We start from the raw sequence: 20,386 nt of genomic DNA, 5'->3' as shown, positions 1-20,386 counted from the left end.
CATTTTACTTTCACAAAAGTAAGAATACAACTATATTTTCATTCTTGATTTTATTTTAATTGCTATTGTATCCCCTTCGCTCTTATAATAGAGAAGGATTAAAAAGACATTAGGAGTTGGACATGTTGAAAAAACGACAAGATTTACGTAATATAGCAATTATTGCCCACGTTGACCATGGTAAAACAACACTTGTTGACCAGTTATTACGTCAAGCGGGGACTTTCCGTGCGAACGAACACGTTGAAGAGCGCGCAATGGATTCAAATGATCTAGAAAGAGAGCGCGGTATTACAATTTTAGCGAAAAATACTGCGATTCACTATGAAGATAAAAGAATTAACATTTTAGATACACCAGGTCACGCTGACTTCGGTGGAGAAGTAGAACGTATTATGAAAATGGTTGATGGTGTTTTACTTGTTGTTGATGCATATGAAGGTTGTATGCCACAAACACGATTTGTTTTAAAGAAAGCTCTTGAGCAAAACTTAACTCCAATCGTAGTAGTAAATAAAATTGACCGTGACTTCGCTCGCCCTGATGAAGTAGTTGATGAAGTAATCGACTTATTCATCGAACTTGGTGCAAACGAAGATCAATTAGAGTTCCCAGTTGTATTTGCATCAGCAATGAACGGAACAGCAAGCTTAGATTCAAACCCAGCAAATCAAGAAGAGAATATGAAATCATTATTTGATACAATTATTGAACATATTCCTGCACCAATTGATAACAGCGAAGAGCCACTTCAATTCCAAGTAGCACTTCTTGATTACAACGACTATGTTGGACGTATTGGAGTTGGACGCGTATTCCGCGGTACAATGAAGGTTGGACAACAAGTTGCTTTAATGAAAGTAGACGGAAGCGTAAAACAATTCCGCGTAACAAAATTATTTGGTTACATGGGATTAAAACGCCAAGAAATTGAAGAAGCAAAAGCTGGAGACTTAGTAGCTGTTTCTGGTATGGAAGACATTAACGTTGGTGAAACAGTATGTCCAGTTGAACATCAAGATGCGTTACCATTATTACGTATTGATGAGCCAACACTACAAATGACGTTCCTTGTAAATAACAGTCCATTTGCAGGTCGTGAAGGTAAATACATTACATCTCGTAAAATCGAAGAGCGTCTTCGTTCACAATTAGAAACAGATGTAAGTTTACGTGTAGATAATACAGAGTCTCCTGATGCATGGATCGTATCTGGACGTGGGGAACTACATTTATCTATCTTAATTGAAAACATGCGTCGTGAAGGTTATGAACTACAAGTATCTAAGCCAGAAGTAATTATTAAAGAAGTTGATGGCGTAAGATGTGAGCCTGTAGAGCGTGTACAAATCGATGTACCTGAAGAATACACTGGTTCTATTATGGAATCTATGGGTGCTCGTAAAGGTGAAATGTTAGATATGGTGAATAACGGAAACGGTCAAGTTCGCCTTACTTTCATGGTTCCAGCACGTGGTTTAATTGGTTACACAACAGAATTCTTAACATTAACTCGTGGTTACGGTATTTTAAACCATACATTCGATTGCTACCAACCAGTACACGCTGGACAAGTTGGTGGACGTCGTCAAGGTGTTCTAGTTTCACTTGAAACAGGAAAAGCATCACAATACGGTATTATGCAAGTTGAAGATCGTGGTGTAATCTTCGTTGAACCAGGTACAGAAGTATATGCTGGTATGATTGTCGGAGAACACACTCGTGAGAATGACTTAACAGTTAACGTTGTGAAAATGAAACAACAAACTAACATTCGTTCTGCGACGAAAGATCAAACTTCAACAATGAAAAAACCACGCTTAATGACTTTAGAAGAATCATTAGAGTACTTAAACGATGACGAGTTCTGTGAAGTAACTCCAGAATCAATTCGTTTACGTAAAAAGATTCTTGATAAGAGCGAACGTGAAAGAGCTGCTAAGAAAAAGAAATCTGTAGAAGCGTAAAATAGTAAAACAGCTACCTTTAATTAAGGTAGCTGTTTTTTTATGTTTATTTTTTAGAATATTTACTCTTTTTGTGGACAGTATTTTTTTCACAGGTTACTCTTGTATTAAGTACATAAAGAAAAATGGTTTGATTTATGAGGAAGGGGGATAAATGGTGTTAGAAAGAATGTCGTTTTTTGCGAAGTTATGTAAAGTCGATGAAAATCCAGAGCTAGGGATGTGGTTACTGTATGGCGTCATTATTATATTAAGTGCACTTGTGTATAATTTAGGTTTTGCAAGAAAACTATCTATAATAAAAAATATAGTGATATATATATCGTTAGCGATTGGGTGTACAGTATTAACTTTCTTTGCAGTTTTTTTACCTGTTGGAGAGGGGCTTGTTGTAGCAGCAATTGTACTTGGGATTTATAGGTTGCGATTACGTCAAGCAAGACAACAAAAAGCAGGATGAGGGGGAGTTTTATGCGTTCCGTACAAGATGCGTTATATAATTGGTTAACAATTAAAACAGTTGCCGAAGCACGTCCGGATGATAGTGCTGCAAAAGAAACGTATTTGTTATTTCAAAATATGATATATGAAGAACATAAATTGAGAAATGTGGAAGTTAAGAAGAACGAGGAAATGTATTTAGTTACATATGAAATAAATGGAGAAAGAAAATCTGCAAGGTTTCCATTAGAAGCTATTGATTGTTTTTTGGATCAAATGAATCGTGAACCTGAAAAATATAAATAAGTCCTTTATCATATTGATAAAGGACTTATTTATATTTTACCAATCGTCTTCGACTTTTTTATCACGATATAATCGGAAATTACCACTTGCATGACGTTCCATCGTACGTTCAGCAATTCGTTCCGAACATTCCATGCACATATATGTATGAATAGGGCGATTACGCAGCTTTTTTGCCATAGGATTTTCATCATCTAACATATCTTTTTTATCACAAATCATACATTTGACTCTCATTTCGTCACCTCAATACGAATTCTATCAGTATAAGTATATCATGGAAGTGTAATGTTTTTGAATAATAGTGGGAAAAAATAATATTTTCGCAATTCAAAAAATAGGTTATGATAAGGATATATGAAGTATATTTGGAGGTGGAAATATGGCGAATGTAGTAGAGCCCACATTAACAGATGATTTAGTACAAACGTTACGTAAAGAGTGTATTGTTATGGTAGCAACAACAGATTTTGAAAAACAAGTTCCTAACGTAAGTGCTATTTCTTGGGTGTATGCAGTGAGTAAAACTAGTATTCGATTTGCAGTAGATCAACGTTCACGTATTGTGGAAAATATAAGACATAGTACTGGAGTGGTATTGACTATAATGGCGAATGAGTCCGTATTTTCCATAAGTGGTGCAGGTGAAATTTTGACTGATAGAATGGAAGGCATTCCTCTAAAATTAACTGTAATAGAAGTAAATGTACAAGAAGTACGTGATGTTATGTTTTATGGTGCAAAACTTGCAATTGAGCCAACATATGAAAAAACGTATGATCTTCGTGCAGCTAAAAAGCTCGATAACCAAGTGTTAGCAGGAATGAAAGAATTATAAATGTGATAAATAAGAAAGTCAGTTATTAACTTTTGTAATCGCTTATTGTGATTTTATGTTAATAATTATAATTAAAAGTAATATATTGAATAGAAATGAATAAAAAATAAATAAAAGGTTTAATGGCTATAAATTTCGATTCTACCTCGTTTATACGGTACATATAATTATAACAATGGTTCGTCCATATTTTATGGATGAAACCCTTGTTCTACAAATTTAAAAGTGGAGTCAGGGGGTAACAGGTTGGATAAAATTTATGTGTTAGATACGAATGTACTTTTGCAGGATCCTTTATCTATTTTTTCATTTGAAACCAATGAAGTAGTGATTCCAGCAGTTGTATTAGAAGAGGTTGATTCGAAAAAACGTTATATGGATGAAGTAGGACGAAACGCTCGTTATGTATCTAAGTTAATAGACAAATTTCGTGAAATAGGAAAACTGCATGAAAGTATTCCGCTAGAAAACGGCGGTACATTTCGTATTGAATTAAATCATCGTTCGTTTGTCCAACTACAAGATATTTTTGTAGAAAAAACAAATGATAATCGAATTTTAGCTGTAGCAAAAAATCTATCTTTAGAAGAACAAGAAAAAGAGGACGGGAAGTCTGTTATTTTAGTAAGTAAAGACGTGCTCGTAAGGGTAAAAGCAGATGCAATAGGTTTAAAGGCGGAAGATTATTTAAGTGATCGGGTTATTGAAGTGGAAAATATATATTCAGGATTTTTAGAAGGATATATATCAAAAGAACAATTGGATTATTTTTATGAAAAAGGCGAATTGCCTTTATCCGAAATTGCAAATCATCCTTTTTATCCAAATCAGTTTGTAGTAATGAAAGATGCGTTAGGTGGATCTAGTTCAGCACTAGGCATTGTGGATCATTTAGGTAAGAAGGTAAAGAAACTTATTTTTCCAAATGAACAAGTATGGGGAATACGACCACGAAATGTGCAGCAAATTATGGGATTAGAATTGTTGCTTCGTGAAGATATTCCACTAGTTACGCTAACAGGGAAAGCTGGTACAGGAAAGACATTACTAGCTTTAGCTTCGGGGCTCATGCAAACGGAAGATTTAGGGTTATATAAAAAACTACTCGTTGCACGGCCAATTGTTCCAGTTGGGAAAGATATCGGTTATTTACCGGGAGAAAAAGAAGAAAAGTTAAGACCGTGGATGCAACCGATTTTTGATAATCTAGAGTATTTATTTAATACGAAAAAACCAGGAGAGTTAGATGCTATTTTAGCTGGAATGGGTTCGATAGAAGTAGAAGCTCTTACGTATATACGCGGGAGAAGTATTCCAGATCAATTCATTATAATTGACGAAGCACAAAATTTAACGAAGCATGAAGTGAAAACGATACTAACGAGAGTAGGAGAAAAAAGTAAAATCGTATTAATGGGAGATCCTCAGCAAATTGATCATCCGTATTTGGATGAATATAATAACGGTTTAACATACGTTGTAGAGAAGTTTAAAGAACAACGTATTAGTGGTCATGTAAAGTTTGTTAAAGGGGAGCGATCTAATTTAGCTCAACTAGCCGCAGATTTACTATAAAAAGGAGTGAGCAAAAGCTCACTCCTTTTCTTTAAATAATTGTAAATTTGCGGATGTTACGGATTGGATTTTGTCTATTAGATCCATCATTGTAATATAAATGAACAGGTCCATCTTCTTTTAAGGGTTTTCCTTCTTTTGAAAAACCAAGAATAGCATGTTTGACAGTTTCTAATGGAAGCATTATTGTATCATCTACTGTTTCGATCTCGACTTGCGTAGCGTCATCTGAAATTTCGGCATTAGCAAGAAAAGGTTGAAATGGTATACCGAACGTTCCAGTAATTAGCTGTTCTTTTTTAAATTTCTTTACACTTTGTTGTATCGGCGGGAAAGCAGCACCATCACGGATTTCGCGATCCCAATGTTCCGAAGTGTTTTTTAAATAAGCTTCTAGTTCTGAAGTGTTTTCTCTCGTTTCATCAAAGTAAGTTGTCAAATCTACTTTTCGATCATCAAAGATCCAAACGGTTGGATCGATAGTGATTGGAAAACGAACTTTTCCATTAATAAATAAAATTTCGCTCATTGTTGTTCCCCCATTTGTGTTATACTCCCACTTTTCAGTATAATAGTATTAGACACTATTGTCACAAAAAATGTTTCTATTGCAATTTATTAAAACTATCGCTAATATTAATAGATAGGAGAGAGTAGGACGGAAACGGAGGGAATCAATTTGGCGTCTGAGACAGTATCAAATCATCAGGAAAAGGCACTAGCCCTTCTACAAGCGGATGCGGAGAAGATTTTAAGACTTATTAAGGTGCAAATGGACCATCTTACAATGCCGCAATGTCCATTATATGAAGAAGTGTTAGACACACAAATGTTTGGACTATCCCGCGAAGTCGATTTTGCAGTTCGCCTTGGTCTTATTGCAGAAGAACAAGGGAAAGCAATGTTAGGAGAGCTTGAACGTGAGTTATCTGCACTTCATGAAGCATTTACAAACAAACAACAATAACGGGTTCAAATAAGGGGGCTCAAACTGAAAAAGTTTGAGCTTTTTATTTGTATAATAAAGCAGGAAGAATCAATGTACATATGGAATACAACAATAATTAAATTGAAACAGAGAGAGGAAATGAAATGAAAAGAGTATGGAAATCAATGGATTATTCATTATTACTTCCTCTTGTTATCTTATGTGTGCTGGGAGTTATAATGGTATATAGTTCTAGTTCCATTGTTGCGATTTCGAGGTTTGATAAACCAGCAAATTTCTTTTTTAAAAGACAATTAATTACTTTAGCTGCTGGGACAATAGTATTAATAATTCTTGTTATTATCCCATATAAAGTGTGGAGAAAACGAATCTTTTTATTGGGGAGTTATGGAATTAGTGTAGCATTATTAGCAGCAGCTGCCTTCTTTGCTAAAGCGGTAAATGGTGCAAATGGATGGATATTTGGAATACAGCCTGCGGAATTTGTTAAGATAACAGTTATTCTCGTATTGGCCCATTTCTTTGCGAAAAGGCAAGAAACGAATACGTCTGTTTTTAAAGGATCAGGACCAGTACTTTTAGGTGTTGGTTTAATCATGTTTTTAATTTTAAAGCAAAATGACTTAGGTACCGATATGTTAATTGCGGGAACAGTAGGAATTATGTTTCTTTGTTCAGGAGTTAATGTAAATTTATGGATAAAGAGATTCTTGTTAACATCTATAGTATGGGCTCCGGCGTTGTATTTTCTTGGGAGTTATAAATTAAGTCAGTACCAAAAAGCACGGTTTTCTGTTTTTCTTGATCCATTTAGCGATCCGCAAAAGGATGGATTTCAATTAATAAATTCGTTTATTGGAATTGCTTCGGGAGGGCTAAATGGTAGAGGATTAGGAAATAGTGTACAAAAGTATGGTTACTTACCAGAACCACAAACGGATTTTATAATGGCAATTATATCTGAAGAACTTGGTTTTATAGGTGTGGCTATTATTTTAATCTGTTTATTACTTATAATTATTCGGGCCTTTAGAGTTGCACAAAAGTGTAAAGATCCATTTGGAAGTTTAATAGCTATCGGAATTGCAAGTTTGTTTGGAGTCCAAACATTTGTTAATGTTGGTGGTATGTCTGGATTAATACCACTTACAGGAGTTCCTTTACCGTTTGTTAGTTATGGCGGGAGTTCCTTATTAGCTAATCTACTCGCGATGGGGATATTACTCAATATTGCTAGTCATGTAAAACGACAAGAGAAGCAACAGAACGAGACAGTTAAAGAAAGAGAACAAGGTGGACCACATCTTGTAGTTGTAAAATAAAACACATTGTGCTTTAGAGCATGATGTGTTTTTTATTTTTAAGTAGTTTTAAATATGATGTATTAATTTATCTTTCAGGTAAATTGTATATCACATTAATAAAAAGTGATATACAATTAAGTTGTTAGAAAAGGAAGAGGTATGCTATACTATTTTTGTGAGACAAATTGCTCAGAAAACTTATCATTTGTTAAAAAATAAGGTATGATGGATAAAAATAAAGTGAAGCTTTCTAAGTATAATATAATGTGGAAAGTGAAGAACTTCACGCTCTTTATGGTGTGTATATATTTTATCTCTAGAGTGGTAGGAAAGTAGAGGGGGAAAATCATGACAAAGCTGCAACGTATTCAAAAAGTATTGGTAGCTAACCGTGGAGAGATTGCAATTCGTGTGTTTCGAGCTTGTTCGGAACTGGGATTAAAAACAGTTGCAATCTATTCTAAAGAGGATAGTGGTTCTTATCATCGTTATAAAGCCGATGAATCCTATTTAGTTGGGGAAGGAAAAAAGCCAATTGATGCTTATCTAGATATTGAGGGCATTATTGAGATTGCGAAAAGTAATCATGTAGATGCAATTCACCCTGGATATGGTTTCTTGTCAGAAAATATTCAATTCGCAAAACGTTGTGAAGAAGAAGGGATTATCTTTATCGGTCCAAAAAGTAAGCATTTAGATATGTTTGGAGATAAAGTGAAAGCAAGAACACAAGCGCAGCTAGCACAAATTCCAGTTATTCCTGGTAGTGATGGGCCAGTAGATTCATTAGAAGAAGTCGAAAAATTTGCTGAAAAGTATGATTACCCGATTATTATTAAAGCTTCCCTTGGCGGTGGCGGTCGTGGTATGCGTATTGTACGTACTAGTGAAGAATTAAGAGAATCGTATAATCGAGCAAAGTCAGAAGCAAAAGCAGCCTTTGGTAATGATGAAGTATACGTAGAAAAATTCGTTGAAAAACCTAAACATATAGAAGTTCAAATTTTAGCAGATGAAGAGGGCAATGTTGTTCATTTATACGAGCGAGACTGTTCTGTACAACGTCGTCATCAAAAAGTAGTAGAAATTGCACCTAGTGTGTCGCTTTCAGATGATTTGCGTCAGCGTATTTGTGATGCTGCTGTAAAGTTAACGAAAAATGTAAATTATTTAAACGCAGGAACAGTTGAATTTCTTGTAAAAGATGATAATTTCTATTTCATTGAAGTGAATCCGCGTGTTCAAGTAGAACATACAATTACAGAAATGATTACAGGAGTCGATATTGTTCAATCACAAATTTTAATAGCTGATGGACATGCATTACATAGTAAAATGGTAGGTGTTCCAAAGCAAGAGGAAGTTGTTGTACATGGATTTGCAATACAATCTCGTGTAACGACTGAGGATCCACTAAATAATTTCATGCCGGATACAGGAAAAATTATGGCATATCGATCAGGTGGTGGATTTGGGGTTCGTCTTGATACAGGTAATAGTTTCCAAGGTGCTGTTATTACACCGTACTATGATTCTTTACTCGTAAAAGTTACAACATGGGCGCTTACTTTTGAACAAGCTGCTGCAAAAATGGAACGTAACTTAAAAGAATTCCGTATCCGTGGTATTAAAACGAATATTCCATTCCTAGAGAATGTAGTAAAACATAAAAACTTCTTATCAGGGGAATATGACACTTCATTTATTGATGCGTCACCTGAACTATTCTTGTTCCCGAAACGTAAAGACCGCGGAACGAAAATGTTAAATTACATCGGGACAGTAACAGTAAATGGCTTCCCGGGGGTAGGGAAAAAAGAGAAACCAATTTTCCCAGATGCTCGTATACCGAATGTATTACACTCAGAGCCAATCCAAAATGGAACGAAACAAATTTTGGATGAGCGTGGGGCAGACGGATTAGTAAAATGGGTACAAGATCAAAAACGTGTACTTTTAACGGATACAACGTTCCGTGATGCGCATCAGTCATTACTTGCAACGCGTATTCGCACAAAAGATTTACACCAAATTGCAGAGCCGACAGCGAGAATGTTACCGAACTTATTCTCAGCAGAAATGTGGGGCGGTGCAACGTTTGATGTTGCATATCGTTTCTTAAAAGAAGATCCGTGGGAACGATTACTAGATCTTCGTGAAAAAATGCCAAATGTTTTATTCCAAATGTTACTTCGTTCTTCAAACGCGGTTGGTTACAAAAACTATCCGGATAATTTAATTCAAAAGTTTGTGGAGTGTTCTGCCCAAGCTGGAATTGATGTGTTCCGTATTTTTGATAGCTTAAACTGGGTAGAAGGTATGAGAGTTGCGATTGATGCTGTACGAGATACTGGTAAAATTGCAGAAGCAACGATGTGTTACACAGGGGATATTCATGATCCACTGCGTAGTAAATATGATTTAAATTACTATAAAAATTTAGCAAAAGAATTAGAAGCATCAGGAGCTCACATTTTAGGTATTAAAGATATGGCGGGCTTACTAAAACCAAATGCAGCATATGATTTAGTTTCAGCATTAAAAGAGACGGTATCGATTCCGATTCACCTGCACACACACGATACGAGTGGAAATGGTATATTAACGTATACGAAGGCAATTGAAGCAGGTGTTGACATTGTCGATGTAGCAGTAAGTTCTATGGCTGGTCAAACGTCACAACCAAGTGCGAACACGCTATACTATGCGTTAGGTGGAAACGAAAGACAGCCAGATGTTAATATAGATTCATTAGAAAAATTATCTCATTACTGGGAAGATGTACGTAAATACTACGCACCGTTTGAAAGTGGTATGAATGCTCCTCATACAGAGGTATATATGCACGAAATGCCAGGCGGACAGTATAGTAATTTACAACAACAAGCGAAAGCGGTTGGCTTAGGCGATCGTTTCGATGAAGTGAAAGTAATGTACCGCCGTGTGAATGACATGTTTGGTGATATTGTTAAAGTAACACCATCATCTAAAGTTGTTGGTGATATGGCATTATTCATGGTTCAAAATCACTTAACAGAACAAGATGTTTTAGAGCGTGGACATTCTATGGACTTCCCAGGATCTGTTGTTGAAATGTTCTCTGGAGATTTAGGACAACCATATGGTGGTTTCCCGAAAAAGTTACAAGAAATTATTTTAAAAGGGAAAGAACCATTAACAGTAAGACCAGGTGAATTATTAGAACCAGTAGATTTCGACGCGTTAAAAGAAGAGCTATTCCATAAACTTGGACGCGAAGTGACGATGTTTGATGTAGTTGCATATGCATTATATCCAAAAGTATTTATGGATTACGAAAAAGTTGCTGAGATTTATGGAAATGTATCTGTGCTCGATACACCGACATTCTTCTATGGTATGAGACTTGGTGAAGAAATCGATGTGGAAATTGAACAAGGTAAAACATTGATGGTTAAACTAGTATCAATTGGAGAGCCTCAGCCGGATGGAAATCGTGTGCTTTACTTGGAGTTTAATGGTCAACCACGTGAGATTGTTGTGAAAGACGAAAGTGTGAAAGCGACAGTTGCACAACGTGTGAAAGGAAACCGTGAAAATCCAAACCACATTAGCGCAACAATGCCAGGAACGGTTATTAAAGTAGTTGTAAAAGAAGGCGATGAAGTGAAAAAAGGCGATTCTATGGCAATTACAGAAGCGATGAAAATGGAAACGACAGTTCAAGCGCCGTTTAATGGTAAAGTGAAAAAAGTATATGTTAACGATGGAGATGCAATTCAAACGGGTGACTTACTCATTGAATTAGATCACTAAAATAAAAAAGAGTTGTGGAAACACAACTCTTTTTTATTACGAAAAAAATACCTTGCCAATTCGGGCAAGGTATTTTCATTTATTTTGTTTGTTTAGAAATTGATGCAGCTTCTTTTGCATTCACTTTACTTCTTGTACCTAACATAACTAAATAGCATAGTACAGCAAACAAGCAAGAAATGAATAGGGAATGTAATAATGCCATTGATAAACTAGCATTTGTAAATACGACTAAAATTCCTACGATAGCTTGAAGTGTAACAAGGATAAATGAGATGATCCATCCCCAGTATACGACAGGCTGCTGTTTGTAATGGCGGATAGCGAGAATCATCGCGTATAGTATCCAAGCGAAAATTAACATCGCTGCAACTCTATGTCCCATTTGAACCCATTCATGTAATTGAGTTGGCATAGGTCTATTTTTGCTGCATAAAGGAAAGTCTGGACAGGCTAAGCTAGCTCGTTCGTGACGTACTAAAGCCCCTGTGTAGACGACAATATAACTGTAAATTGTTACACCATAAATATGAAATTTCATTTTTTTGTCCATAATAAGTGAACGTGCATCGAATTTTTGGTCAATTTCAAAGATAAGACACGTTAATAAAATGACAGAAGCAAATGAAATTAAGGAAATACCGAAATGGATAGCAAGTACAGCTGGCATTTGCCCCCAAACAACCGCTGCGGCTCCCATTAATGCTTGTGCAACTAAAAATACGAAGGATAAAATTGCTAACGTTTTTGTTTCGCGCACATGTTTATAATATTTCCAGGACAAAATACAAAGGAGAGTGACAAGAATTCCTGCTGATCCTGATGTAAGGCGATGACTTAGTTCAATAATAGTTTCCATTGATAAATTAGATGGAACAAATTCACCGTTACAAAGTGGCCATGATTTACCGCATCCTTGGCCAGAGCCTGTTTTTGTAACTAAGGCGCCTCCTAATAAAACTATTAATAAATCAAGACTCGTAATGACTGCTAACCATTTAATAAAGCGTTGCAATCTCTTTCACCATCTTTCTGCTATGAAGTTATTGCGAAATATTTTCATTCCATTATGTATAGAATAAAACGCGCTAGTTCCTATGATATATAAAAAATAATAAAATAGCAAAGAAATGGAGGGGGAAGACAGGGAAGAGAAAACGGGTGTGGAAATAAGGTTTATAAGGAAATTTTTAGGTGAAAAATAGGCTATTTTGAAAAGAAATGGGAAGAATACGTGTTAAATATGACAAAAAAGTTTATTATAGAAGGTAACATCATGTTATGATATGGATAAGTAACAATTAAGTTTTTTATGTTCGACACAAAAAGTTCATGTTTTCTTCACAAAATGTTCGGGAAATATGATTTAATATATTGGAGTATGGGCGTAGATTAGTAGTAGAATGGGTTAACAATGTTTCTACTGTAATAATATTGCTATATAGAAGCGAAATATTTCAATTTGAAATAGGCGCAAAAAGAAAGACGAAAGTTTTAAGAGGGGGTTAAAGTGATGAACCATGCAACAAGTGAGCTGCATGATGAGTCTGCTGTTACAAGCGTACCGGAAACAACTCGGTTACAAGATTTAAAAGCGCTCGTTAAAATGGGGATTGTAAACTCAAATACACTTACTGTATTTACAGGATTTTGGTTGGCATTACACTTTAATGGATTAAGTGTAATGGACAATCTGGATAAGTTATTCTTTACAATCGTTGGTTCTGGATTAGTTATGGCAGGGGTATGTTGTTTAAACAACTACATTGATCGAGACATCGATCCATTAATGGAAAGAACAAAGACCCGTCCAACGGTTACTGGAAAGTATAAACCAGGATTTGCACTTACATTTGGACTAGTTATATTACTTCTTGGTTTTGTATTTTTATTATTAACAACACCAATGGCAGTCTTAATGGGATTTATTGGTGCTTTCACATATGTTGTTCTATATAGTTTATGGACAAAGAGAAAGTATACACTAAATACTGTTGTAGGTAGTATATCTGGTGCAGTTCCACCTTTAATTGGATGGGCAGCAATCGATCCATCTTTAGGCCATCCAATTGCTTGGATGTTATTTTTAATTATGTTTATTTGGCAAATCCCACATTTCCTTGCATTAGCAATGAAACGTGTTGATGAATATCGAAACGCAGGAATTCCAATGCTTCCTGTAGTTCATGGATTTGAAATTACGAAACGCCAAATTATGATTTGGACAGTATGTTTATTACCACTACCATTTTATATGAGTGGACTAGGGATAACATTTATGGTAATTGCAACACTGCTTAACATCGGATGGATCGTTTTAGGTTTTTATGGCTTCCGTAAGAAAGATGACATCAAATGGTCTGTGCAAATGTTTGTTTATTCCCTAAATTATTTAACAATCTTATTTGTATCAATGATTGTAGTTACATTCTTCTAAGACAACGACATAATTGGATTTCTTTACGTTGAGATTTACTTTACTTAACTATAAAGTACAATCTAATTCACAAGGAAAGTGGGGGTTGTTTGTATGAAGAAACAGTGGCGACTGCTTTCGTTCGTTTCACTGCTGGCTTTACTGTTAGGGGGATGCGGTAAAGCCTTTCAATCTACTTTAATTCCGCAAGGAGAAGTAGCAAAAATGCAATATGATCTGCTCTTACTAGCAAGTGCGATCATGGTAGGAGTAGTACTAGTAGTTACTATTATTTTCTTATATGTAATTGTGCGTTTCCGACAAAAGAAAGGTCAGGAAGATTATATTCCGGAGCAAGTTGAAGGGAATCACAAACTAGAAATTATATGGACAGTTATTCCGATTATTCTTTTGCTAATCTTAGCTGTTCCGACGGTTACATATACATTCAAACTTGCTGATGTAAGTGCGATGGAGAAAAAGAATATTGATAAAGATACTATCGTTGTTGATGTAACAGCGAATCTTTATTGGTGGGAATTTTCTTATAAATCAGAAAAGATAGTAACTTCTCAAGATTTAGTCATCCCCACAGGTAAGAAAGTGTATTTGAATTTGAAGGGTGCCGATATTAAACATTCGTTTTGGGTTCCATCTTTAGCTGGGAAAATGGATACAAATACAGATAATGTGAACAAAATGTGGTTAAAGGCAGATAAATCGGGCACTTATAATGGTTTTTGTACAGAATTTTGCGGCCCATCACATTCTTTAATGCAATTCAAAGTGAAAGCTTTAGATGAAAGCGAGTACAAAAAGTGGCTTGCTGATATGAAGAAAATTGATGGGAAGAAAGAAGTAGCTTCAACAAAGGCGCAAGAAGGCCAAGAAATATTTAATAAAAGCTGTATTGGTTGTCACGCAGTTGGATCTAATGATAGTAGACCACCTTCCGCTCGTATCGCACCAAACTTAGCAAACTTTGCGGATCGCGATACAGTTGCCGGCATTGCTGAAAACAATGAAGAAAACTTAAAAAAATGGCTGAAAGATCCTGAAAATATGAAACCAGGAAATAAAATGACTGGTAAATATGGCAACTTAACAGACGATCAAATTGATGCATTAAATGCATACTTACAAACGTTAAAAGTTGAAAAGTAAAGAGGGATTATTCGCGAAGGGGAGGTTGAAAACGTGAGTTCTGTAGCAAAAAAACAGGGGATGGGTGCTGTCATATGGGATTATTTAACGACAGTAGACCATAAAAAGATTGCCATTCTCTATTTAATTGCAGGTGGATTGTTTTTTATAATAGGCGGAATAGAAGCTCTATTTATTCGCCTTCAATTAGCGATTCCTAACAACGCTTTTCTTGTTGGGGATGCTTATAATCAAGTATTAACTATGCACGGTACAACAATGATTTTCCTCGCAGCTATGCCACTCGTGTTTGCATTTATGAACGCCGCTGTACCACTTCAAATTGGTGCACGTGATGTAGCGTTCCCGTTTTTGAATTCACTCGGATTTTGGTTATTTTTCTTTGGTGGAGTATTTTTAAATTTAAGTTGGTTTTTAGGTGGAGCGCCTGATGCAGGATGGACATCTTATGCATCTTTAGCTTTAGCCTCTAAAGGCCATGGTGTTGATTTTTATGTGCTTGGCTTGCAAATCTCCGGTATAGGTACATTAATTGGAGGTATTAATTTCCTTGTAACCATTATTAATATGCGTGCGCCAGGGATGACGTATATGCGTATGCCGATGTTTACGTGGACGACATTTGTAACATCTTCATTAATATTATTTGCTTTTCCGCCGTTAACTGTAGGATTAGGACTTTTAATGTTAGACCGCTTATTTGGAACAAGTTTCTTTAATCCAGCACTGGGCGGGAATACAATTATATGGGAGCACTTATTCTGGATTTTCGGTCATCCAGAAGTATACATTCTTATACTCCCAGCTTTCGGAATATTCTCAGAAATCTTCGCGACGTTTTCGAAAAAACGATTATTTGGTTATTCGTCGATGGTGTTTGCGACAGTATTAATTGGATTTTTAGGGTTTATGGTATGGGCGCATCATATGTTTACTGTTGGGCTTGGTCCAGTTGCAAATGCTATTTTCTCAGTTGCAACAATGGCGATTGCCGTTCCGACCGGTATTAAAATATTCAACTGGCTCTTTACAATGTGGGGCGGAAGTATTCGTTTTACGACACCGATGATGTGGGCAGTAGCCTTCATTCCATCATTCGTAATGGGAGGAGTTACAGGTGTTATGCTAGCATCTGCACCAGCTGATTATCAATTTCATGATAACTATTTCGTAGTAGCTCACTTTCATTATGTAATTGTCGGTGGTGTTGTATTTGGTTTACTTGCAGGAGCCCATTATTATTGGCCGCTGATGTTTAATAAAGTATTGAATGAAACGTTAGGAAAGATAACATTTTGGTTATTCTTTATCGGTTTCCATTTAACGTTCTTCATTCAGCATTTCCTTGGCTTAATTGGTATGCCACGTCGTTACTACACATATCTTGAAGGTCAAGGGTTGGAAATGGGCAATATGATTAGTTCTATTGGAGCGGTATTTATGGCTCTTGGAACGATTGTTCTTCTATTCAATGTAATTAAAACAACAGTATCAAAAGAAAAGGCTGGTCGTGATCCGTGGGATGGACGTACATTAGAATGGACAATGCCAGCACCTACACCAGAATATAACTTTAAACAATTACCATTTGTTCGCGGGTTAGATCCGTTTTGGATTGAAAAACGTGAAGGGAATAAAGAGATGACAGCGGCGGAACCAGTGGGTGATATTCATATGCCAAATCCATCATTTTCACCATTTATCATTTCTTTAGGATTGTTTATAGCGGCATTCGGTGCAATGTATATGCAGGGTGGAAAAGATAAGTTTTGGTTATTAGTAGCAATTATCGGTTTAATTATTACGTTTGGTACAATGTTCCTACGTTCAGTAATTGATGATCATGGATATCATATTCATAAAGAAGATTTAGAAGATAAGGGGGGCAAGGCGTAATGCATGTAGATGAAAAATTAACGAATGAAACATTTCCAGCAGAGCCTGAAAAAGCAACCCTTGAGGGGAAAAATAAGTTTGTCGGTTTTTGGTTATTTCTTGGAGGCGAAACAGTATTGTTCGCTTCCTTATTTGGCACATATTTAGCATTAAAGAATTCTACAAATGGCGGACCAACATCTCAAGAGATGTTCCAAATGCCACTCGTTTTCATTATGACGATGCTTTTATTAACGAGTAGCTTAACGAGCGTATATGCGATGTATCATATGAAAAACTTTAATTTTAAGAAAATGCAACTTTGGCTACTAGTAACAGTGCTGCTAGGTTTAGGGTTTTTAGGATTTGAGATATATGAGTTTTATCATTATACGCATGAATTTAAGCATACTATGAGAAGTAGCGCATTTGGTTCCGCGTTTTATGCTCTTGTTGGTACACATGGACTCCACGTATTGTTTGGATTGTGTTGGATTTTAACATTAATCTTTAGGAATGCGAAGAGAGGTCTAAATTTATACAATGCACCGAAGTTTTATGTTGCATCGATTTATTGGCACTTTATTGACGTAGTTTGGGTGTTTATTTTCACTGTAGTATATTTAATGGGAATGGTGGGATAAACAATGGCGATAAAGCAAACGAATAATCCTAAAGTTGATCTTGTTTATCGGAAAAGAAAAAGTGCGGAGGAAATGAAGCATCAAGTTATTACATTTGCATTAATGATTTTTTTAACATTAGTTGCATTTGCAGCGGTAGCATATCCGAAAACTTTTAGTCCGACTTTTTCAGTACCATTTATTTTACTATTAGCGGTGGTACAAGTAATTTTTCAATTGTATTATTTTATGCATATGAGTCATAAAGGACATGAAGCGGCAAGTTTCTTTCTTTATTCTGGTCTGTTGATCGGATTAATTACAATTTTAGCTTTTATGACAATTGTGTGGATTTGAAAAGTGAAGAATAAGGGAGCTTGTGTTGACACAGCTCCCTCTTCATATTATGTGAACGGATAACCTTAAGAAGGTAGGTGTGAAAATGAGTAACTTGTGGATATTTGGTTTTCAAGCGCTATGGAGTCCAATCTTTTTATTATTTATGCTTTCGATCCTCATTGGATATTTTTTAATTATTGGGCCGTATAGAATGCGATTTGAACATGCGACAAAGGTAAGTAAGAAGCAAGTTTTTTATTTTACGACTGGAATTGTTCTTTTGTATTTTGTAAAGGGAGGGCCTATTGATTTAATTGGTCATATTATATTTAGTGCACATATGTTTGAAATGGCAGTTATGTATATTGCCGTTCCGCCTTTGTTGTTGCTTGGTATACCAGTTTGGTTATATCGTTATATTACTTCTTTTAAGTTCGTTCAAATTATATTAAAGATATTTGCTAAGCCACTTATTGCATTGTTTGTATTTAATGGCCTGTTTTCTTTTTATCATTTACCAGTTGTTTTTGATGCAGTAAAACAAAGTCAAATTGCTCATCCTATCTGTCTCGCTATATTGTTCTTTACGGCAATCATGATGTGGTGGCCGATGCTAAATCCATTACCAGAATATCAAACGTTAAGTGATATAAAGAAACTTGGTTATATGTTTGCTAACGGTATATTATTAACGCCAGCTTGCGCGTTAATTATTTTTGCAACGGCGCCGTTGTTTGCAACGTATACGGATCCGGCTGCTTGGATGAAGGCGATGGAACTATGTGTACCGGCGGGAACTTTATCTGATTTAAATATAACTGGACCAGAATTTTTACACTGGATGCCGATCGTACAAGACCAACAAACAGGCGGCATCATTATGAAAATTGTCCAGGAAATAGTGTACGGTACAATTATTGGTTATGTGTTCTTTCGATGGGCGCGTCGAGAGCGTGAAAAGGATAAAGAGCAGTTACAACAATTGCCGCCGTATTTACAAACGAAGTAAAAAAGTGTATGGGTTTCCATACACTTTTTTAGTTTTACTAAACTTTAATAGATTGAATTTTCTAATTATTTATGTTAAGTTAGTGTAGGCATGTACTAAAGTGGATATAAGATTTACTACTAGCTTTAATGCATAATAATTCCATGTGTAGTACAAGTTTTTTAGAGAGTTACAAATTTATATTGTTATCTTTAATAAAACAAGGACTATTTTAAGGGGGAATTTAAATGGGTAGTAGTGGAAGTATGGTAAAGCCAATTAGTGGTTTTTTAGCAGCATTAATACAATATCCAGTACCGGTAGTAGAGTCACGTGCAGACATTGATAAACAAATTAAACAGATCATAAAAACAATTCATTCAACTAAAGCAGGGTATCCTGGATTGGAATTGATAGTATTTCCAGAATATAGTACGCAAGGGCTTAATACAAAAAAATGGACTACAGAAGAGTTTTTATGTACGGTCCCTGGGCCAGAAACAGACTTGTTTGCTGAGGCATGTAAAGAGTCTGAAGTATATGGTGTTTTTTCTATAATGGAAAGAAATCCTGATGGTGGAGAACCGTATAATACAGCAATAATTATTGATCCACAAGGTGAAATGATTTTGAAGTATCGTAAGCTAAATCCTTGGGTGCCAGTTGAACCTTGGAAGGCTGGAGATTTAGGTTTACCTGTTTGTGATGGGCCAGGAGGAAGTAAATTAGCTGTTTGTATTTGTCATGATGGTATGTTTCCTGAAGTAGCTCGTGAAGCAGCTTATAAAGGTGCAAATGTCTTGATTCGTATTTCTGGATATAGCACACAAGTTAGTGAACAATGGATGTTAACTAATCGTTCGAATGCATGGCAAAATTTAATGTATACATTGTCGGTGAACTTAGCCGGTTATGATGGTGTATTTTATTATTTTGGTGAAGGACAAGTATGTAATTTTGATGGGACTACTTTAGTGCAGGGACACCGAAATCCTTGGGAGATTGTTACTGCTGAAGTATATCCAGAGCTAGCAGATCAAGCTAGATTAGGATGGGGTCTCGAAAATAATATATATAATCTAGGTTCAAGGGGATATGTAGCGACTCCTGGTGGGGTGAAAGAAAACCCATATACGTTTGTAAAAGATTTAGCTGAAGGTAAATATAAGGTTCCTTGGGAAGATGAGATTAAAGTAAAGGATGGAACTATTTATGGGTATCCAGTCAAAAAGACGATTCATTCTTAAGTAAGATAAATAGAACAAGCGCATCATATTGATGCGCTTGTTCTATTTACTCAATGATTTGGAATTCTTTTAACTCTTTTTCGATATTTTGTAGGAGTTGTTCGCTTTTTTGAATTACATTCGTTGGGAAAGTTTCACCATCACCATATTCAACGCCGTGAGGATAATAATGTTTACCTAATAAGGGAGGGAGTAGCTTTATTTCAGCGTGTCTGCTGCCAATGTCACCTTCAACAGCTAAACCTTGTACACGTAAATAATAAACATCGTTTAATATTTCGAATTTATAATCGTATGTAACTCGTTCATAATCCCACTGTCCAGCAAGTACAAAATGGTTCTTTTCCATAATCTCTGTTAATAGTGTTAAATCAACGACTGCCCCATTAAATTTCGTATTTGTAAATTGCATAAAATACCTCCTTTTTTAATGTTACACCATTATTTTTATAATAGTATGAATAATAAGAAAGTGCAATTCATATTGAGAGAAAAGGGATAATCCAGACTTTTTTTGCGAAAATATGATATAGTGAAAAGAGTACGGTACACACAAAAA

Annotated in this window: 19 protein-coding genes; 15 read left to right on the top strand and 4 right to left on the bottom strand. The window is 35.7% G+C overall.

Annotation, left to right across the window (positions count from 1 at the left end):
- Positions 1–122: 122 nt before the first annotated feature.
- From typA to ACTFR9_RS12150, 3 genes are all read left to right on the top strand, one after another.
- Positions 123–1,967 carry a translational GTPase TypA gene (typA, locus tag ACTFR9_RS12160; RefSeq protein ID WP_000914763.1) on the top strand — a complete coding sequence of 615 codons (1,845 nt, stop codon included), beginning with the start codon at positions 123–125 and terminating at the stop codon, positions 1,965–1,967.
- Positions 1,968–2,124: 157 nt separating this feature from the next.
- Positions 2,125–2,427, top strand: coding sequence for a YlaH-like family protein (locus ACTFR9_RS12155; RefSeq protein ID WP_000893666.1), 303 nt, complete (start codon positions 2,125–2,127; stop codon positions 2,425–2,427).
- An 11-nt stretch (positions 2,428–2,438) separates the two neighbouring features.
- The gene (locus tag ACTFR9_RS12150) at positions 2,439–2,714 is read left to right on the top strand and encodes a hypothetical protein (protein ID WP_001258148.1); all 276 of its coding nucleotides are present in this window, start codon (positions 2,439–2,441) and stop codon (positions 2,712–2,714) included.
- 36 nt (positions 2,715–2,750) lie between these two features.
- Here the strand turns inward: ACTFR9_RS12150 and ACTFR9_RS12145 are convergent, their stop codons facing one another.
- Positions 2,751–2,951: a YlaI family protein gene (locus ACTFR9_RS12145; protein ID WP_001995040.1), complete on the bottom strand. Its 201-nt coding sequence runs from the start codon at positions 2,949–2,951 to the stop codon at positions 2,751–2,753.
- 145 nt (positions 2,952–3,096) lie between these two features.
- Between ACTFR9_RS12145 and ACTFR9_RS12140 the strand changes: the two genes are divergently transcribed.
- Positions 3,097–3,552 carry a pyridoxamine 5'-phosphate oxidase family protein gene (locus ACTFR9_RS12140; RefSeq protein ID WP_000024588.1) on the top strand — a complete coding sequence of 152 codons (456 nt, stop codon included), beginning with the start codon at positions 3,097–3,099 and terminating at the stop codon, positions 3,550–3,552.
- Positions 3,553–3,798: 246 nt separating this feature from the next.
- Entirely contained in the window at positions 3,799–5,127 is a 1,329-nt protein-coding gene (locus tag ACTFR9_RS12135) for a PhoH family protein (RefSeq protein ID WP_000358084.1), read from the top strand.
- Between the two features lie 31 nt (positions 5,128–5,158).
- Here ACTFR9_RS12135 and ACTFR9_RS12130 read toward each other — a convergent pair whose 3' ends face one another.
- Positions 5,159–5,656, bottom strand: a complete 498-nt coding sequence (locus ACTFR9_RS12130; protein ID WP_163262075.1) for a peptidyl-prolyl cis-trans isomerase — start codon at positions 5,654–5,656, stop codon at positions 5,159–5,161.
- A 150-nt stretch (positions 5,657–5,806) separates the two neighbouring features.
- On the opposite strand from ACTFR9_RS12130, the gene ACTFR9_RS12125 reads away from it, so the two are divergent.
- From ACTFR9_RS12125 to pyc, 3 genes are all read left to right on the top strand, one after another.
- Complete coding sequence (locus ACTFR9_RS12125) at positions 5,807–6,094, top strand: YlaN family protein (protein WP_000135695.1); 288 nt, start codon at positions 5,807–5,809, stop codon at positions 6,092–6,094.
- Between the two features lie 125 nt (positions 6,095–6,219).
- Positions 6,220–7,398 carry an FtsW/RodA/SpoVE family cell cycle protein gene (locus ACTFR9_RS12120; protein WP_000832767.1) on the top strand — a complete coding sequence of 393 codons (1,179 nt, stop codon included), beginning with the start codon at positions 6,220–6,222 and terminating at the stop codon, positions 7,396–7,398.
- 330 nt (positions 7,399–7,728) lie between these two features.
- Entirely contained in the window at positions 7,729–11,175 is a 3,447-nt protein-coding gene (pyc, locus tag ACTFR9_RS12115; RefSeq protein WP_000164061.1) for a pyruvate carboxylase, read from the top strand.
- A gap of 79 nt (positions 11,176–11,254) precedes the next feature.
- Here the strand turns inward: pyc and ctaA are convergent, their stop codons facing one another.
- Positions 11,255–12,190, bottom strand: a complete 936-nt coding sequence (gene ctaA, locus ACTFR9_RS12110) for a heme A synthase (protein WP_001188736.1) — start codon at positions 12,188–12,190, stop codon at positions 11,255–11,257.
- A gap of 498 nt (positions 12,191–12,688) precedes the next feature.
- Here ctaA and ctaB point away from each other — a divergent pair, with 498 nt between their 5' ends.
- The 7 genes from ctaB (at position 12,689) to ACTFR9_RS12075 (ending at position 19,827) form a co-directional block, all read left to right on the top strand.
- Complete coding sequence (ctaB, locus tag ACTFR9_RS12105) at positions 12,689–13,612, top strand: protoheme IX farnesyltransferase (RefSeq protein ID WP_001015058.1); 924 nt, start codon at positions 12,689–12,691, stop codon at positions 13,610–13,612.
- Positions 13,613–13,705: 93 nt separating this feature from the next.
- Positions 13,706–14,755: a cytochrome c oxidase subunit II gene (gene coxB, locus ACTFR9_RS12100; protein ID WP_000745271.1), complete on the top strand. Its 1,050-nt coding sequence runs from the start codon at positions 13,706–13,708 to the stop codon at positions 14,753–14,755.
- A gap of 60 nt (positions 14,756–14,815) precedes the next feature.
- Positions 14,816–16,651, top strand: coding sequence for a cytochrome c oxidase subunit I (gene ctaD, locus ACTFR9_RS12095; RefSeq protein WP_011040617.1), 1,836 nt, complete (start codon positions 14,816–14,818; stop codon positions 16,649–16,651).
- Positions 16,651–17,274: a cytochrome c oxidase subunit III gene (gene ctaE, locus ACTFR9_RS12090; protein WP_000557861.1), complete on the top strand. Its 624-nt coding sequence runs from the start codon at positions 16,651–16,653 to the stop codon at positions 17,272–17,274. Before ctaD ends, ctaE begins: the two co-directional genes overlap by 1 nt.
- Before the next feature lie 3 nt (positions 17,275–17,277).
- Positions 17,278–17,610, top strand: coding sequence for a cytochrome c oxidase subunit IVB (gene ctaF, locus ACTFR9_RS12085; RefSeq protein WP_000985699.1), 333 nt, complete (start codon positions 17,278–17,280; stop codon positions 17,608–17,610).
- A gap of 85 nt (positions 17,611–17,695) precedes the next feature.
- Positions 17,696–18,601, top strand: a complete 906-nt coding sequence (gene ctaG, locus ACTFR9_RS12080; RefSeq protein ID WP_000069012.1) for a cytochrome c oxidase assembly factor CtaG — start codon at positions 17,696–17,698, stop codon at positions 18,599–18,601.
- Positions 18,602–18,828: 227 nt separating this feature from the next.
- Positions 18,829–19,827 carry a formamidase gene (locus tag ACTFR9_RS12075; RefSeq protein WP_000535781.1) on the top strand — a complete coding sequence of 333 codons (999 nt, stop codon included), beginning with the start codon at positions 18,829–18,831 and terminating at the stop codon, positions 19,825–19,827.
- A 46-nt stretch (positions 19,828–19,873) separates the two neighbouring features.
- Here the strand turns inward: ACTFR9_RS12075 and ACTFR9_RS12070 are convergent, their stop codons facing one another.
- Positions 19,874–20,239 (bottom strand): YugN family protein, encoded by a 366-nt coding sequence (locus tag ACTFR9_RS12070; protein ID WP_001160940.1) that lies wholly within the window; start codon positions 20,237–20,239, stop codon positions 19,874–19,876.
- Positions 20,240–20,386 lie beyond the last annotated feature (147 nt).

This window comes from Bacillus cereus group sp. MYBK222-1 (assembly GCF_051916425.1).
Lineage (GTDB): Bacteria > Bacillota > Bacilli > Bacillales > Bacillaceae_G > Bacillus_A > Bacillus_A paranthracis.
Note: the sequence above shows the minus strand (reverse complement) of the source record. Positions and strands in the feature narration are given on the sequence as shown.

Excerpts from the sequence above, each read along its gene's own strand:
- typA (WP_000914763.1), top strand. The coding sequence starts at position 123 with ATGTTGAAAAAACGACAAGATTTACGTAATATAGCAATTATTGCCCAC.
- ACTFR9_RS12150 (WP_001258148.1), top strand. The coding sequence starts at position 2,439 with ATGCGTTCCGTACAAGATGCGTTATATAATTGGTTAACAATTAAAACA.
- ACTFR9_RS12145 (WP_001995040.1), bottom strand. The coding sequence starts at position 2,951 with ATGAGAGTCAAATGTATGATTTGTGATAAAAAAGATATGTTAGATGAT.
- ACTFR9_RS12140 (WP_000024588.1), top strand. The coding sequence starts at position 3,097 with ATGGCGAATGTAGTAGAGCCCACATTAACAGATGATTTAGTACAAACG.
- ACTFR9_RS12130 (WP_163262075.1), bottom strand. The coding sequence starts at position 5,656 with ATGAGCGAAATTTTATTTATTAATGGAAAAGTTCGTTTTCCAATCACT.
- ACTFR9_RS12120 (WP_000832767.1), top strand. The coding sequence starts at position 6,220 with ATGAAAAGAGTATGGAAATCAATGGATTATTCATTATTACTTCCTCTT.
- pyc (WP_000164061.1), top strand. The coding sequence starts at position 7,729 with ATGACAAAGCTGCAACGTATTCAAAAAGTATTGGTAGCTAACCGTGGA.
- ctaB (WP_001015058.1), top strand. The coding sequence starts at position 12,689 with ATGAACCATGCAACAAGTGAGCTGCATGATGAGTCTGCTGTTACAAGC.
- coxB (WP_000745271.1), top strand. The coding sequence starts at position 13,706 with ATGAAGAAACAGTGGCGACTGCTTTCGTTCGTTTCACTGCTGGCTTTA.
- ctaD (WP_011040617.1), top strand. The coding sequence starts at position 14,816 with ATGGGTGCTGTCATATGGGATTATTTAACGACAGTAGACCATAAAAAG.
- ctaE (WP_000557861.1), top strand. The coding sequence starts at position 16,651 with ATGCATGTAGATGAAAAATTAACGAATGAAACATTTCCAGCAGAGCCT.
- ctaF (WP_000985699.1), top strand. The coding sequence starts at position 17,278 with ATGGCGATAAAGCAAACGAATAATCCTAAAGTTGATCTTGTTTATCGG.
- ctaG (WP_000069012.1), top strand. The coding sequence starts at position 17,696 with ATGAGTAACTTGTGGATATTTGGTTTTCAAGCGCTATGGAGTCCAATC.
- ACTFR9_RS12075 (WP_000535781.1), top strand. The coding sequence starts at position 18,829 with ATGGGTAGTAGTGGAAGTATGGTAAAGCCAATTAGTGGTTTTTTAGCA.
- ACTFR9_RS12070 (WP_001160940.1), bottom strand. The coding sequence starts at position 20,239 with ATGCAATTTACAAATACGAAATTTAATGGGGCAGTCGTTGATTTAACA.